This window comes from Rhizobium favelukesii (assembly GCF_000577275.2).
In the GTDB taxonomy this organism is placed as follows: domain Bacteria; phylum Pseudomonadota; class Alphaproteobacteria; order Rhizobiales; family Rhizobiaceae; genus Rhizobium; species Rhizobium favelukesii.
In genome coordinates, this window is record NZ_HG916852.1 from 3,295,144 (window position 1) to 3,310,000 (window position 14,857).

Genomic DNA, 14,857 nt, shown 5'->3' on the forward strand with positions numbered 1-14,857 from the left:
CGCTTCATTCCTTCAAGTCCCGATGCAACGCCCGCCCCCGCCGAAAGTCCCGCAATCTCTCCTAGGAAGAAGGCGTTTCATGCTCGTAGAGCTGATCCATGCTTAGTGTTGCGACCTTGGCAAAAGAGGTCTGATTCCTGACGCTGCCGTCATGAAGTATGACGACTTCGTCGCAGAACGAAATGGTGCTGCGGTGATGGCTGATGACGATTGTCGTGCGACGGCCGGCCCTTGATTTCAAGGTTTCGACGATCGCAGCTTCCGACAATCCGTCCAGGGCGTTCGTGGCCTCGTCCAAGATGAGAATTTCCGGATCTCGCACGAGCGCCCTTGCTAGCGCGATCCTCTGTCGCTGACCTGCCGAGACGGTGGCTCCCCTGTAACCGACCACGGTCTCATACCCGTCAGGCAGTTTCTCGATGAACTCGTGCGCCTCAGCAAGCTTGGCGGCGTTTTCAGCGTCGGCAAACGAAGCGTCGTGACCATAGGTGATGTTTTCCAGGATTGTACCATCAATCAGCTCAAGGTCCTGGCTGGCGAGCGCAATTTGTCTTCGCCATTGGAGAGGATCGATTTGATTGAGTGAGATGCCATCGATCAGAATCCCTCCCTCGTCGGGCTCCACAAATCGACAAAGGAGATTGACGATCGTGGTCTTTCCAGCGCCCGATCGTCCGATGATTGCTGTCGATCGACCTTGGCGAATGTCGAAGCTCGCGGCGCGCAGCACGGCCGGTCGCGAGCCCGAGCCCGGATATTTGAACGTTACGCAGTCAAAGCCAATCTGCTGGCGGAGCCCCTGGACCGGGTCGTCGCCCGCCGGTGGCTTTGGCTTATCAGACGAATCCAAGAGCCATCTGACCTCTTCCAAAGAACCACTCCAGCCTTGCACCGCGCTCCACGCCATTTGAAGCGCACGCACATGCGGTTGCAGCCGATATAGCAGGACCACGAAAGCGACGATAATCGGAAAACTCACGCCCCAAAGCCAGGCGCTGACGACGACCGTTAAAAAAACAGCTGAATGCAGCATCTCTGTCAATGGCGGCAATATCGCTTGTCGGGATTGCAGAACGAAACTCGCTTTTCGAACGGCATCTGAAGAGGAATCGAAGAGTGCCTTTTCGCGCAGTTCCTGTCCGAATGCGCGGATGAGCCGCCCCGCATGTACGAGATGAAGCATCTTCGAGGCAAGTTCACTGTTGAATGACGTGACGTTGCGGCTCGGCCCTTTCAGGCTGGCAGAGAGGATTGCATGAATAGCCTGGATTACAACGAGCCCCAGCGCGACGCACAGGGTCATCTGCCATGAAAGAAGCAAGAGGAAGATGAGCAAGATGACGGCGGCTGATGCGTTTACGATCGCCGCAAGGGTTGTCTGTATTGCGTCCGAAGCCCGCCAGGATTCGTTGGAGATGATATTGAGCAGGCGCCCCGGGCTCTGCTGCAGAAAAAATGAGTATCCAATCGTCAAAAGCTGGCCGGCAAGAGAACTTCGCATGGCGTGGCCGGCTCTGCCGTAGATGAAATTGGTGAGCACGGCGTTGGCGAACGCCAGCACATTCTTCACTGTGATCAATCCGAGGATTGCGGCAGCGATCGCAATAAGCCTTGCCCGATCATCCAAACCGGCGCCCACCTGTTGGAAGACGGCTGAAAGCCCAGCCATCCCCGAGGGATCCTTCTCGCCGCCGATAATGCCGAGCATCGGAATAATGAGACCGATGCCCGTGCCTTCGAGGACGGCGGTGCTTAATCCTAAGACGACGACAATCGCAAGCAGGTAGATCTGCCGGCCGAGCGCCTGACGCAATAGCCGAAAACTCGACCAAACGAATTCTAGCATGGCTGTCGTGACCTCAGCTGGTGGCAGGCTCTGGCGCGGGGGAATACGCCCACTATGCGAGCCCTTGAAGCGACTGTACGGTTTTAGCGGGCACCGATTGATAGTAGCGCGCCATGAGATCCAGTCGCCGGGTCGCGCCGCCTGAAAAGCGGCACAACCACGGCGCATAAGCAGCGGACCGAAGTCCGTACTGTTCTCGACGCCGGATGAGCTGCCACTTTCCAGTCAGCGTTAAAAACGCGTGCGTGAGCTCCGGTCGCTGCTCGTCAATAATAAGTTGATAGAGGAAATAGAAGAAGCACAAGCTTCCGTGCGCGTAGCTGGAACGCGTCGGACCCACCCGCTCCGCGATTTTCCGTTCGATCGCGAGGAGGCAATTTGCAGCACGGCGTACCGTGTCGGGCGTAACCGCTGCCCCGATGGCATGAAGCGCATCGGGATCGTCGCAAAGAGATTGTCGTTCGAGGTTCTCCGCGACGATCTTCAGGTGCGTTTGACGCATCTGCTGCTTGTGTCTGCTTGAGACGCTGTCGCGGTGAATACGATAGGCAACGAGGCTCTCATCGATCATCGCCGCAGGAAACTGCCGGGCAATGCGCCCGAAGAGATCAAAATCCTCGGCATGGACATAGCCTGCGTCATACACCAGCATGTCTTCAGGGATGACCTTGCGGTTGTACATCACGGTCGAGTGCAAGAAGATGGTAAAGAACGTCGACAGTATGTGCCAATCTCCGGTCTGATAGATCGGATTTGGCCTGCCGCGTACCACGCGGTTGCCGAGAAGCTGATCAATGCCCGTACCACTGATCGCGAGCTGAGGCTGCTTGGCAAAGAGTGCGGCCTGGCGCGAAAAGCGGGATGGATAGGAAATATCGTCTGCGTCCATTCGGGCGATAAGGTCCCCTCTCGCCAAGGCGATGCCCTCGTTCAACGTCGCAATCAGTCCGCGGTTCTCCCGCGAGACGATGCGGATACGATCGTCGGCTTTTCGACACCGTTGAAGGACCTCCAGCGAACGATCGGTCGAGCCGTCGTCAAGCGCAATGACTTCAAAGCGGTCGTAGTCCTGGCGCAGAATGCTTTCGAGCGCGGCGGCAATGTAAGGCTCGCCATTGTAAACAGGCAGCACGACCGAGATCAGAGGATCAGGCATCTATTAAGTCCCATGTTCATCGCGGTTGGCATAGCTTGGGCGGTACGCTGAAACCTCGTATGCTCGTACGTCGGGTTCACTCGCCCTGTTCGACGACGGAATGTGAGCCTGGCTTCTGGAGCGGACATAGGGGAAGTGGCGTTTGAGCTGGTTGAGCGGCTTTTCGAAGATCGTCCAGGAGATCGAAGCCAGCATCAGTGTGGCCGCGGTCGCAATCACAAAACGACCGGGACCCTGTTCCGAAACATTGACCGGGATCCAGGCCTGAGCCTTGACGATCAGCGAAAGCACAATCGGATGGAAAAGGTAAACGCCGTAACTTATGCGTCCGACCGCGGTGATCGGCGGGAGTTCCAGCAGGCGGCCGAGCGGTCCTCGTAGGCCCGACGAACAGCCTCCGACCAGCATGACGAGGGGTATGATGGGAAAAATCTCCGCACCGATCCACGTCAGCCATTCAAGCGCTGGTGTCATCGGCACTGGTTTCAGCCATAGGAAAATGACGGCGCCGGCGGTCAGGGGAGCAACGCTTACCCGCATCCAGCGGGGCCAAACCTCAGTCCTGCTTCGATGGACGGCGAGGAGGGCGCCAGCTACGAGCGCATCCAACGACGCCGGAGGAAGAAGGTCACGCGCGAGGGCGGGTGTGCCTGTGAACGGCCAGTAGAAGCGATACGCTAGCGAGAATGCGATGACCGCGACGCAAATCGGTCCAATGAAGCGGCGGGGAGCCAGCAGGATCACCAACGGCCAGGCAATATAAAACTGTTCCTCAATGCTTAAGCTCCAGGTGTGGCACAACACCCAAGGTATCCATTCATTGTGGAGGGCATACCAAAAGTTCGAGAGGTAAGCCGCGTGCCACTTGAGGCTACCGCGAGCTCCTTCAAGGTTTACAAACCAAACGAAGCCCAACATCGCAAAATAGGGAGGGAATATGCGCAAAGCGCGGCGAATATAGAACGATTTCAGCGCAGTGCCCGGTTCATAGTCGATAGCGGAACGTGCATCTAAAAGGAGCCGCGTTATCAGGAAGCCGCTGAGTACGAAGAAGAGGCGTACGCCGAGATGACCCAAAACTGATCCATCGACCGCGAAGAAATGGTGGTATAGGACCATAGCGACGGCGAGAGTGCGAAGTCCGTCCAGTTGCCGTTCTCGTGCATGAAGCATGGATCCCCCTTGGTCTCGAGGGAGCTCGCCTCGTCGGAGCCTACTCCCAATGACATTCTCACGACCCGCTTTTGTGCTGTTTATTCCGTTCCGGATGGATCGGATTGAGGTGCCAAAGTGCTTCTTAAAATTCCGGGCAATCGGGCCAAACTGTGGCGCTGGGGCAGTATCAGACTTTAGTCCGATCTATCGAACGCGTTGTCACTCCAATCGTTCCTGAGCGAGGGGAATGATCGGCCAGTGTCCTCCCAGCCGCAGAAATGGACGCCGCTGCAAGTTTTGGGATCGGCGGCTAACGACACGCACCGCGTAAGCCATTAGAAAAGAAGCATAATAGCGCATGGCAAGAGTCGGAGTGCATGACGAATGCACTTCTGGTGCAACAAGGCAAACCGTTAGGGGGCGCATCAATGAAAGCTATCCGTCTGATAATGCAAGCCGCGAATGATCCCTGCCGAGCTCTTGGTCGCGAGGAGGTACTCGCGGCGACGTTTCGCGATTTCGTGCAAAGGGCTCTCGCGGCGGGGTGGAATGAACCGGAGGTCGCCCTGACTTTGGCTGATATCGCCGATGACTACGTCATGGCACTCGCTCGGCGGGTTGTGGTAAATTAGTATCAAGTACCGACGCGCGTCGCGGGACCACCACCCCGCGACGCTTGCGGTTCACGGTCGCATCGCATCGATCCTGGCGGCAATGGAAGCAACCACGATGCTTGAGGAACGCTTCAAGCGTAAATTCCTCGATACTGCCGTGAAGTCGGAATCGAGCATGACGGAGGAGCTACGATCGCCAGCGCTATCTGGGTCTGGTTATTTCGGGTGCTTGGGAAGATTTGGTTGCGGGGGCACGCAACCAACGATTCCTGCGATTGGTTGAAAAGCCTATCCCGAGGCCAGCGGCCTAGACTGTCGACGTATGCCCGGTTCGAATCCCTCCCGACCCGCCATTTCAGTATAGAACTGGGCACGCCAGTTCCCGCCGATTTCCCGCCGCCAATGGCGACAAGCGTGCGTAAAAGCTCGTCTTTCGATCCCTAGCCGCATCATGAGGTGCATGGGATCGTCGCCTATCTCCTGCGTGATCGACAGCAGCTTGACGCCGTTCGTCGCGAGCTTGCGGACGTAGAACTCAAGCTCGAAGTGGTCGCGGAAGAAGCGCGAGAACGAATGGACCACGACAATATCGAAGGGCGCGGGCCTGCTGGTCCCGGCCTCGATCATGCGCTGGAATTCGGGGCGGCGGTCGTTGGTGGGGAAGCCCCGGCCTCGACATAGGTTTGCGCAAGCCTGAAGCGCGTGAGGCGCAATAGTCGATCGTGAAGAACTCGATATCAGACATTGAGCTGCGGTATCGATCGGCTCTGGGACGTGGAGATTAGTGCGGCTACCAGACACAAAAGCTGTCTGAACCATCGCAGCAGGAGGGAGAAGTTGTATCCGGCTGCGGCCAGAACGGCATTGACGGCATCCCCCTGTTCGCCAGCGAGATAATTGCGGTCCATTCTGTGTTCGCTCTTGAGGTGTCCAATGACGGGTTCGACCGCCGATCGTCGTCGCATCTGGCGCTTGATGGCGGGCGTGAGGCGGCGCTTCTGGCCGCTGGTGAAGACCCTCAGCTTGTGACTTTCGGGAGCATTGTGGCCGCGGTATCCAGCGTCGGCCAGAATGCGGGTGACCTCGTTGCCGATCATCTTTTCCATATCCGGAACGACGGTCGCGAGCGTGTGGCCATCGTAGGGATTGCCGGGCAGCGCCGTCGCGTGCAGAGCGAACTGCCCGCCCTTTGAACGGTTCAGTGTTGTGGCCACGGACACCTTCACTCCAAACTCATAGGGCTTGTGCGCCTTGCCTTTACCAATGCACTCGACCTCGTCGGCGTGCAGGCTATAGATCTTGCGGCCACGCTGACGTTGCCGCTGCTCGATGACCGTTTTTGCCTGATAGAGCGACCATTTGAAGATCGCGTCGAGTTGTTCGTCACCGGCGATCTGACGCTCGATGTCGCGAACGATCCGGCCGAGATAGGTCTTCAACTTGCGCAGTGCCTTGCCGGCCCGTTTGAATTGCTTCGCATGAGCGTAGCGTTGGTATTGGATCAGGGCGAATTTACCGACCCGAAGATAGGTCTGGCGCAGATCCAGCCCCATTTTCTTCGCCAGCCGCACCAACCGTTCGCGCGCCCGGTGAATAAGCTTGGCATCCGTCGGGAACATGACGTTCTTCGGTTGAACGGTCGTGTCCACGATCACCTGCCGCGTATCCTGCGGCTTCATCGCGCCTGTCTTGACAGCCACGGCCAGGCTCTCTTGCAAGAGCGCGGCGATCCGCTCCTCGCCCATGCGCTGCCGCCAGCGCGTCATCGAGGAGCGGTCGAACGATAGGTCGTGCCGAAAGAACTCCTCGCCGCACAGGTACTGGAAATAGGGGTTCTCCACCCAGCGCTCGCACAGGGCCTCGTCCGACAGGCTGAACGTGTGCTTAAGAATGGCCAGCCCCGCCATCAGCCGCGTCGGCAATGGCGGCATGCCCGCTCCGTCCGAATACACCGTCCCAAAGCGGGCTTCCAACACAGGCCAGTCGATCGCCTGCGCCAGGCGCACCAGTTCGTGCTTCATGTTGATGATCTGGTCCAGCCGGGATCGGAACAAATCCTGTTCACCCGTTTCGCGCCGTTCGCGTGGTTTACCCATTCCTGGCTCTCCGATTCATCGCGATAACCCAGTGAATCACGCTTCGCCAACCAGGGAAACCTCAAACTGATTTTGCAAGGAAACAGCCTATTCGTCGGCTGTTTCCTGCAATTAGAAGATCTGCAGATTGCTCGATTCTTACGCTAAATCAGCCGCTTGGGAGTTCTTCACGGCCGACGCAATAGGCTTCGCCCTGCTTGCGCTGGTCGGGAATGGAGACGTCATGCTCGGCCTGTCGCGCCGTCGAGACGCGCAAATAGGGGGCCGCGCGCAGCGGCACGGTCATGGCATGTATCTCCTTTTCAGGTCATAGGGGCCCGGATCGCAGACCATGCTGCAAACAGGATCGAGGAGTTTGTTGCCGGGGCATTGGACGGCCCAAAAGGCCGTAGCTATTGCTGCCGCCGCGTGAACAACTCCCGAAACAATTCCTCTGACCGCTGCAAGCCTTCATCCGTCAAGATCAAGGACTTCGTCTTGCTCGCCGGATCACCGATCAGACCCTTCTTGAACAGTCGGTCCGTCGCATCCCAATCAAAACTCTTCCATACCCGACGCCCGTCATGCAGCGTCAGCCATAGCAGTGCCAGGACAGCATCGTCGATCTTGTTCTCGTCGATATCCATCGATCGATCCTAACATGCAAATCGCTCGACTGCTGTAGCCCACCCCGAATGCGTACCGGTCACGTAACGCCCAACCTCTTCCTAGGCGAGCCACTCTGGTCGGATGGTCGAAAGGCGTGGCTGGCAATAAAATCCTTCCTCCGCATTGCCGCAGCCGAGGACGGCGAAGTCTGCCGGAACATTGATCCCCAGCCGCGTAAATTCCTCGATGCGGTCACTGCCGTGAAGGCGATTTCTGAATCCATCGGGACGACTAGAATGCCGACCGCCACCGTTGGTGGGCGTGCATGACGGTGATAATTTCGATGTCCTGACTGACACGGTACGGGATGATGTAAGGAATATCGGCCAGCACCACTTCACGGGTACCCTTGATGCGCCCCGGCCGCCCACTTGCAGGCAAGTCCGCAAGCATATCCACTGCGGTCACGATCCTGGCAATCACACGCGCTGCCGCATCGGGATTGTCCTGCTCAATACGGGCGCCGATTTCGTCAAGCCGCCGCAACGCCCGAAGCGTCCAGCGAATACGCTTTCCGCTCATGATTGGCGGGCGGACTTGACGTACTTCCCAACGATCTTCGCCACATCTTCGGCGCTGGCAAATTCGCCGCGATCGGCCTCAGCCAACCCAGCCTCGATCTCGGCAAGCTGCCACTCCTGCTGCTCAACGAAAGCCTCAATAGCCTCGGCGGCCATATAGGCACGAGAGCGATCCAGCTTTTCCGCGATCTGATTAAGCTTGCTCGCGGTTTCATCCGAAACACGCACGGTAAAAGCAGCAGTCATGGTACCTAACTTTCGTTGGTTCACCTCAATTATTGGTGAACCAACGTGGTTCGTCAAGGTTTTGCTCATGAGAGACGACTTTCGTTTTGATGAATTGAATAAGCTCCGGCCACGCCGGGGATCGGAGTGGCGGGACAAGGACCGCTCCCTTATGAAGCCTGCCAAGCGGGCTGACGAATCGGCAAGCGATTCGTGACGACACCCGTTCGGGTGTCTTTATCGGACCGTGGGGTCTCGGCCTCCGTGGAAGGGCGGCGGTCCGGCCGCCCTCCGGAGCCACTTGTGGCGGATAGCGGTTTTCAGGACCTGGCAAAGGGTGCCAACCACGTCATGAAGTGTGCTGCGCAGGCATCTTGCCGGTCGTCGTAGTGGAGATGCGGTGCACCCGAAGCCCCTCGCCGACATGAGTGTCGACGAATTCGACCGCGCCATTCGAACCAACATCCGCGGTACGTTTCTCGGCATGAAGTTTCAGATCCCGGCTATGCTGGCAAGCGGTGGGGGCTCCATCATTAACATGGCGTCGGTCGCGGGCGTTCAGGGCGTGGCCAACCTCGCGGGTTATGTCACCGGCAAGGCCGGCGTTATAGCGCTGACCAAGATTGCGGCGTCGGATTATGCTGATCACGGCATCCGGGTGAACGTACTCGCGCCGGGGCCAATCCTCACCCATCACCTCGAGGCGTCTGGTGAGCAGGCGCAACGTCAGGCCGCCATGGCGACTCCGATGCGACGCCTGGGCAACTCCGACGAAGTCGCCAGGACGGTCCTGTGGCTGGGTTCCGATGATAGCAGCTTCATCACGGGTGCGATTGTTCCGATCGACGGTGGACAGTTTGCCGGAACCAAGCCTGAGCGCATGTACCGGCAGGGTCAAAGAATGCCGGATGCGAAGTGAGAACGGGCATCGCAGGTGCAGGAGTCGTGCAAACCGGAATTGGTCGTAAACAGGCGATCAAAGAAGGCAATGGTTGTGGTCTGTCACCCGGACTCCCATAGCTTCAATCACGCACTTGCCAATGAAGTTCAGAAGGCTTGGTCGGAGGCAGGTTTCGACGTCAGGGTTCGTGACCTCTATGTTGAAGGCTTTGATCCTATCATCACAGCCGCCGAGGCTCGCGGCGCTCGGTCGCTCGATCCGGTGGTGACGGGGCATATCCAAGAGTTGATCACAAGCGACCTTTTGGCCGTCGTACACCCCAATTGCTGGGGTGCGCCGCCCGCTATGATGAAGGGGTGGATTGATCGGGTGTTCGCACCTCAGGCGGCATACACATTCCCCAAGGGAGAGGACGCAGGAGACGAGCCAATCGGATTGCTGGCGACACGAGCTGCGCTCGTCCTCAACACCGGCAATACGTTGCCGGATCGGGAACGCGAGCATTTCGGCGATCCGCTGGAGCGCATGTGGCGACAATGCATTCTCGCCTACTGCGGGGTGCCTAAGGTCGAACGTCGCCTCTTTGGTGTGGTTGCGACCAGCACGGCTGCTGAGCGGGACGCCTGGCTCGCCGAAGCACGGCAACTCGCACATGATCTGTGCTGAGCTCGGTCACTCGCGCGGGTGGCCTAGGCGCAAAGCTGCTCATCTCGCGCGCGATCCTGTATCGTTCGCACCCCTATCGGATTAGGCGAGCGACTTCGGCGGGTGTTGGACGACTCCTCGACCGGCGCCTCGCCGAACGCTGCCCCGCTCGTCCCGAATGATCTTCAAGCTCGTTCCGTGGTCACGGTCGCTCGAACGGCAGCTCGGCCGTCACGGCGCCGGCGTGGCACGCGGCGACGGCGGCATCGCCTGTCGCTGTGGACGGAAACGGGGATGGGGGATTTAATAAAGCACGAACCCCAAGCTCCATCGGCGTCGGTCTAGTCGTCATCGGAGATTCCGATGGCGCCTTCGTGTTCTTCCGTTTCCTCTATTCAGGCAGATCTGCGAATTCTCAATGGAGGTGGTTCACTCGAGGGAACGGAAGACATGGAAAATAATGAAGTCGCGCATACGAAAATTCTTATCGCCGGGGGTAGCTCTGGAATGGGCTTTGCGCTGGCGAAGCGCTGCCTCGACGCCGGTGCGGCGGTCGTCATCGTCGGACGCAATGAGGACAAGCTGAAGCGCGCCCGCGAGGCGTTGCAGGCACCAGCGGCGTTGGACACGGTCGCGGCCGATATCGCGGAGGAGGATCAGGTCGCCGAGCTGTTCAGGCAGGTCGGCCGGCTCGACCATATCGTCAGCACCGCAGCCGATATCGAAGGCGCCTATCAGCTGTTGCCTTCGGTCGAACTAAAGGTGGCCCAGAGGGTGGTGGAAAGCAAATTCTATGGGCCGCTGCTCCTGGCCAAATACGGCGCACCCGTGCTGTCAGCCACCGGCTCCATCACCTTCACATCCGGCATCGCCGCCTATCGGCCCGCGGCGCGAGGCTCGGTCGTCGCCGCCGTCAATGCCGCGCTGGAAGGACTGGTCCGGGCGCTTTCGATCGAACTGGCGCCAATCCGGGTCAACGCCGTCTCGCCAGGCTGGGTCGACTCCCCCATCTGGCGCTTCGTCGCCGGCGACAAGAAAGACGAGACGCTCGCCGCGATGGCAAAGCGACTGCCGGTCGGGCGCGTCGGACAACCAGACGATATCGCCGACGCCATCAGTTTTCTGATGGGCAACGCCTTTACGACAGGGACGATACTGCATGTCGAGGGTGGCCACCGGCTGATTTGACCGGCGCGAAATTCTCGCTCGCGGCCGCCAGCAGCAGTTTCAGCGCCGGCGGCTGCACCCGTCGGCGGCGCCAGATCATGACAAGTGAAGCTGTTGCGACCTCTCCCGGCCAAGGCATCTCGACAATCTCGCCGCGATCGAGCGCGTCGGCGACCGCAAGGCGCGGAACCAGGCCCATGCCCGTCCCAGCCGCCACGAGGCGCGCGATCGTGCCGATGCTGCCGACTTCGGCAGCAAGCTTCGGGGCCGCAATGCCAGCCTCGGCAAATGCCTTGTCGAACAGGTACCGATAGATGCACCCGGCCTCGGTCGCGACGAAGCTCATCGAGGCAAGCGCGGTCAAGTCGCCTTCCCTCGAGATGGTGGATGCTTCCTTCGGCGGAGCAACAAGAACCAAAGGTTCCGCAGATATCATCCGCTTGACGAGGCGTTCGTCGAGGCCGCCCTTGTCGAAGCAGAAGGCGACGTCGATTTCGCCATCCTCCAGCTTGCGCAGCAGATCGCCGCTGCCCGCGACCTTGAGCCGAAGTTCGATGTCTGGATGGTCGCCCTGAAAGTCCGACAGTACTTGTGAAAGCATCGCCGAAGCGATCGTCTCCAGCGCGCCGATCGTTACCGACCCGGCGGTCTGTCCGGCTGTTACGCCCACGGCAGCCCGCGCTTCGTCCGATAGCGTCAGGATTTCTTCGGCATAGGGCCTCAACGTTTGACCTGCCGGCGTCAACTCCAGGCCGAGCTTCGAGCGGGTGAACAAGGTCGTACCAAGTTCGGTCTCAAGTAACTGGATCTGATCACTCACGGTGGATTGCGCCAGGTGGATCTCCTCGGCCGCGCGCGTGATATTTCGGCACCGCGCTACCGTAAGGAATGTCTTGAGCAATTTTGGATGCATGAGAATGCCTTCCGTCAATAAACTATTATTTCATGTTACCGGGCTTGCTTGGCTACAATCACTCACATTCTTCTGGAAATCCCGCGGACTTCTAGGCACCCTGGGCTGGCGGTCGTCAACACAGACAAGCAGGTACAGTAGAGCCACCTCGAGCTCCATGACGGTTCTCGCAGAGTGGGTGCTTGCCTGAAAAGCGAATTCAAAAGCCATTCAGCAAACGGCTTTGACCGATGACTGGCTGGTAGAAGCGGAAGTCACTGTTAGTGTCGCTGGTGTCCTGGATCGCGATCCCTAACGATCTGTTCGTCGAGATAGATTATTCGCTAGGATCGAGCGACTTCCGAGCACGGCCGTCCGTCGTAGGCCTCACCTGGTTAACGAGGATGAGCCGGCGATCGTGCTGCGCGGCGACCTGGCCGCGATCCCGCGGTTCGCCGCGAACAAGAAAAACCCCGACGTCCTTTCGGAAGCCGGGGTTTTGGGTGCCTTGCTTTCGCAAGAATCGTTGGTTGCGGGGGCAGGATTTGAACCTGCGGCCTTCAGGTTATGAGCCTGACGAGCTACCGGGCTGCTCCACCCCGCGCCAAGGGGACGTTGTCCCCGGAAGTATACGCTCTGCGTTATGGTGTTCAAAGCGGAAAGGACCGCTTTGGGCGGCCCTTTGTTTTCGGCTTGGGCCGTTTGTTGTGATGAGAAGATTGTATGTTGCGTTTAGCAGACCTGGCAGCGACCGACTCTCCCGCGTCTTAAGACGAAGTACCATAGGCGCTGGGGCGTTTCACGGCCGTGTTCGGAATGGGAACGGGTGCAGCCGCCCCGCCATGACCACCAGGTCAGCGAAGCGCAACAATTGAGAAGCTGGCAGAGGTCTTGCGACCTCTTTTTTCCGGGCGAACATTTGATGTTCGCCGGGTGAACACGTCTTAACATCACCTTGAGCGGACAAGCGCCTTGCGCTTGCCGGGGTCGGGACGAATGCTTTGCATTCGCCCTGTGATGAGCATGGTCAATGAGAACGATCAAGCCAATCGAGCTATTAGTACCGGTAAGCTTCACACATTGCTGCGCTTCCACACCCGGCCTATCAACGTGGTCGTCTTCCACGGCTCTGATAGGGAATACTCGTTTTCAGGTTGGTTTCCCGCTTAGATGCCTTCAGCGGTTATCCATTCCATATGTAGCTACCCTGCTATGCCCTTGGCAGGACAACAGGTCCACCAGAGATATGTCCATCCCGGTCCTCTCGTACTAGGGACAGATCCTGTCAATATTCCTACACCCACGGCAGATAGGGACCGAACTGTCTCACGACGTTCTGAACCCAGCTCACGTACCGCTTTAATTGGCGAACAGCCAAACCCTTGGGACCTGCTCCAGCCCCAGGATGCGATGAGCCGACATCGAGGTGCCAAACAACCCCGTCGATATGGACTCTTGGGGGTCATCAGCCTGTTATCCCCGGCGTACCTTTTATCCGTTGAGCGATGGCCCTTCCACGCGGGACCACCGGATCACTATGACCGACTTTCGTCTCTGCTCGACTTGTCAGTCTCGCAGTCAGGCGGGCTTATGCCATTGCACTCGACGACCGATTTCCGACCGGTCTGAGCCCACCATCGCGCGCCTCCGTTACTCTTTCGGAGGCGACCGCCCCAGTCAAACTACCCACCATACACTGTCCCGGATCCGGATAACGGACCGCGGTTAGACATCCATGACGATAAGGGTGGTATTTCAAGGATGGCTCCACGGAAACTGGCGTCCCCGCTTCAAAGCCTACCACCTATCCTACACATGCCGACACGAATGCCAGTGTAAAGCTATAGTAAAGGTGCACGGGGTCTTTCCGTCTGACCGCAGGAACCCCGCATCTTCACGGGGAATTCAATTTCACTGAGTCTATGTTGGAGACAGCGGGGAAGTCGTTACGCCATTCGTGCAGGTCGGAACTTACCCGACAAGGAATTTCGCTACCTTAGGACCGTTATAGTTACGGCCGCCGTTTACTGGGGCTTCGATTCAAAGCTTGCACCTCTCCTCTTAACCTTCCAGCACCGGGCAGGCGTCAGACCCTATACGTCGTCTTGCGACTTCGCAGAGCCCTGTGTTTTTGATAAACAGTCGCTACCCCCTGGTCTGTGCCACCCCACCATACTTGCGTATCATGGGGTCACGCTTCTTCCGAAGTTACGCGTGCAATTTGCCGAGTTCCTTCAACATAGTTCTCTCAAGCGCCTTGGTATACTCTACCTGACCACCTGTGTCGGTTTCGGGTACGGTCTATACGGTGGAGCTATTTCCTGGAACCGCGTCCCTGCCCAGACAATCCAATAAGTCTGAACAAGTTGAGCAATCCGTCACTACCACCAGGCCCACGAATATTAACGTGGTTCCCATCGACTACGCATTTCTGCCTCGCCTTAGGGGCCGGCTAACCCTGCTCAGATTAACTTTAAGCAGGAACCCTTGGTCTTTCGGCGAGAGGGTCTCTCACCCTCTTTATCGTTACTCATGTCAACATTCGCACTTCCGATACCTCCAGGACCCCTCACAGGTATCCCTTCACAGGCTTACGGAACGCTCCGCTACCACGTGTATTGCTACACATCCTCAGCTTCGGTGCATGGCTTCAGCCCCGTTACATTTTCGGCGCAAAGACCCTTATTTAGACCAGTGAGCTGTTACGCTTTCTTTAAATGATGGCTGCTTCTAAGCCAACATCCTGGTTGTTTTGGGATCCTCACATCCTTTCCCACTTAGCCATGACTTGGGGACCTTAGCTGGAGGTTAGGGTTGTTGCCCTTTTCACGACGGACGTTAGCACCCGCCGTGTGTCTGCCGACTAGTACTCCCCGGTATTCGGAGTTTGGTTAGGATCAGTAAGACGGTGAGTCCCCATAGCCCATCCAGTGCTCTACCCCCGGGGGTATTCGGTCGACGCTCTACCTAAATAGATTTCGCGGAGAACCA

At 58.2% G+C, this 14,857-nt stretch carries 14 protein-coding genes, 1 tRNA gene and 2 rRNA genes (1 of these 17 cut by a window edge); 4 read left to right on the forward strand and 13 right to left on the reverse strand.

All coding sequences use genetic code 11. The features are described 5' to 3' along the window. Positions 1–61: 61 nt before the first annotated feature. Genes LPU83_RS54905 through LPU83_RS54915 form a run of 3 tightly spaced genes read right to left on the reverse strand, consistent with a single transcriptional unit; the run spans position 62 to position 4,175 of the window. Positions 62–1,846, reverse strand: coding sequence for an ABC transporter ATP-binding protein (locus tag LPU83_RS54905; RefSeq protein ID WP_037070024.1), 1,785 nt, complete (start codon positions 1,844–1,846; stop codon positions 62–64). A gap of 52 nt (positions 1,847–1,898) precedes the next feature. Beyond that, positions 1,899–3,002, reverse strand: a complete 1,104-nt coding sequence (locus LPU83_RS54910; RefSeq protein ID WP_024316132.1) for a glycosyltransferase family 2 protein — start codon at positions 3,000–3,002, stop codon at positions 1,899–1,901. Positions 3,003–3,005: 3 nt separating this feature from the next. Continuing rightward, a complete protein-coding gene (locus tag LPU83_RS54915; protein WP_024316133.1) occupies positions 3,006–4,175 on the reverse strand; it encodes an acyltransferase family protein in 1,170 nt (389 codons plus the stop codon). Positions 4,176–4,585: 410 nt separating this feature from the next. Here LPU83_RS54915 and LPU83_RS54920 point away from each other — a divergent pair, with 410 nt between their 5' ends. Next, complete coding sequence (locus LPU83_RS54920) at positions 4,586–4,789, forward strand: hypothetical protein (protein ID WP_024316134.1); 204 nt, start codon at positions 4,586–4,588, stop codon at positions 4,787–4,789. Positions 4,790–5,059: 270 nt separating this feature from the next. On the opposite strand, the gene LPU83_RS75860 is transcribed toward LPU83_RS54920, so the two are convergent. The 6 genes from LPU83_RS75860 to LPU83_RS54950 all read right to left on the reverse strand — a co-directional run bounded on the left by LPU83_RS75860 (position 5,060) and on the right by LPU83_RS54950 (position 8,282). Continuing rightward, positions 5,060–5,398, reverse strand: a complete 339-nt coding sequence (locus tag LPU83_RS75860; protein ID WP_024316135.1) for a recombinase family protein — start codon at positions 5,396–5,398, stop codon at positions 5,060–5,062. A gap of 110 nt (positions 5,399–5,508) precedes the next feature. After that, positions 5,509–6,867 (reverse strand): IS5 family transposase, encoded by a 1,359-nt coding sequence (locus LPU83_RS54930; RefSeq protein ID WP_037069531.1) that lies wholly within the window; start codon positions 6,865–6,867, stop codon positions 5,509–5,511. A gap of 148 nt (positions 6,868–7,015) precedes the next feature. Further along, positions 7,016–7,153, reverse strand: a complete 138-nt coding sequence (locus tag LPU83_RS54935; protein WP_157997364.1) for a hypothetical protein — start codon at positions 7,151–7,153, stop codon at positions 7,016–7,018. Between the two features lie 106 nt (positions 7,154–7,259). Then, positions 7,260–7,493 (reverse strand): DUF6429 family protein, encoded by a 234-nt coding sequence (locus LPU83_RS54940; RefSeq protein ID WP_024319104.1) that lies wholly within the window; start codon positions 7,491–7,493, stop codon positions 7,260–7,262. A gap of 253 nt (positions 7,494–7,746) precedes the next feature. Next, positions 7,747–8,037 (reverse strand): type II toxin-antitoxin system RelE/ParE family toxin, encoded by a 291-nt coding sequence (locus tag LPU83_RS54945; protein ID WP_024319103.1) that lies wholly within the window; start codon positions 8,035–8,037, stop codon positions 7,747–7,749. Next, on the reverse strand, positions 8,034–8,282 hold the full coding sequence (locus tag LPU83_RS54950) for a CopG family ribbon-helix-helix protein (RefSeq protein WP_024319102.1): 249 nt from the start codon (positions 8,280–8,282) through the stop codon (positions 8,034–8,036). The genes LPU83_RS54945 and LPU83_RS54950 overlap by 4 nt, the downstream gene beginning before the upstream one ends. Before the next feature lie 379 nt (positions 8,283–8,661). Between LPU83_RS54950 and LPU83_RS54955 the strand changes: the two genes are divergently transcribed. The 3 genes from LPU83_RS54955 to LPU83_RS54965 all read left to right on the forward strand — a co-directional run bounded on the left by LPU83_RS54955 (position 8,662) and on the right by LPU83_RS54965 (position 10,995). Next, on the forward strand, positions 8,662–9,180 hold the full coding sequence (locus LPU83_RS54955; protein WP_197901938.1) for an SDR family NAD(P)-dependent oxidoreductase: 519 nt from the start codon (positions 8,662–8,664) through the stop codon (positions 9,178–9,180). A gap of 69 nt (positions 9,181–9,249) precedes the next feature. Next, positions 9,250–9,828 carry an NAD(P)H-dependent oxidoreductase gene (locus LPU83_RS54960; RefSeq protein ID WP_024319099.1) on the forward strand — a complete coding sequence of 193 codons (579 nt, stop codon included), beginning with the start codon at positions 9,250–9,252 and terminating at the stop codon, positions 9,826–9,828. Between the two features lie 429 nt (positions 9,829–10,257). After that, entirely contained in the window at positions 10,258–10,995 is a 738-nt protein-coding gene (locus tag LPU83_RS54965) for an SDR family oxidoreductase (protein ID WP_024319098.1), read from the forward strand. Here the strand turns inward: LPU83_RS54965 and LPU83_RS54970 are convergent. From LPU83_RS54970 to LPU83_RS54985, 4 genes are all read right to left on the reverse strand, one after another. Further along, positions 10,946–11,887, reverse strand: coding sequence for a LysR family transcriptional regulator (locus LPU83_RS54970; RefSeq protein ID WP_024319097.1), 942 nt, complete (start codon positions 11,885–11,887; stop codon positions 10,946–10,948). The two genes, LPU83_RS54965 and LPU83_RS54970, sit on opposite strands and share 50 nt — an antisense overlap. 506 nt (positions 11,888–12,393) lie before the next feature. Further along, positions 12,394–12,470, reverse strand: a tRNA-Met gene (locus LPU83_RS54975). A 135-nt stretch (positions 12,471–12,605) separates the two neighbouring features. After that, positions 12,606–12,720: ribosomal RNA gene (gene rrf / locus LPU83_RS54980) — 5S ribosomal RNA — on the reverse strand. A 182-nt stretch (positions 12,721–12,902) separates the two neighbouring features. Next, positions 12,903–14,857: ribosomal RNA gene (locus LPU83_RS54985) — 23S ribosomal RNA — on the reverse strand (it continues 947 nt past the right edge of the window).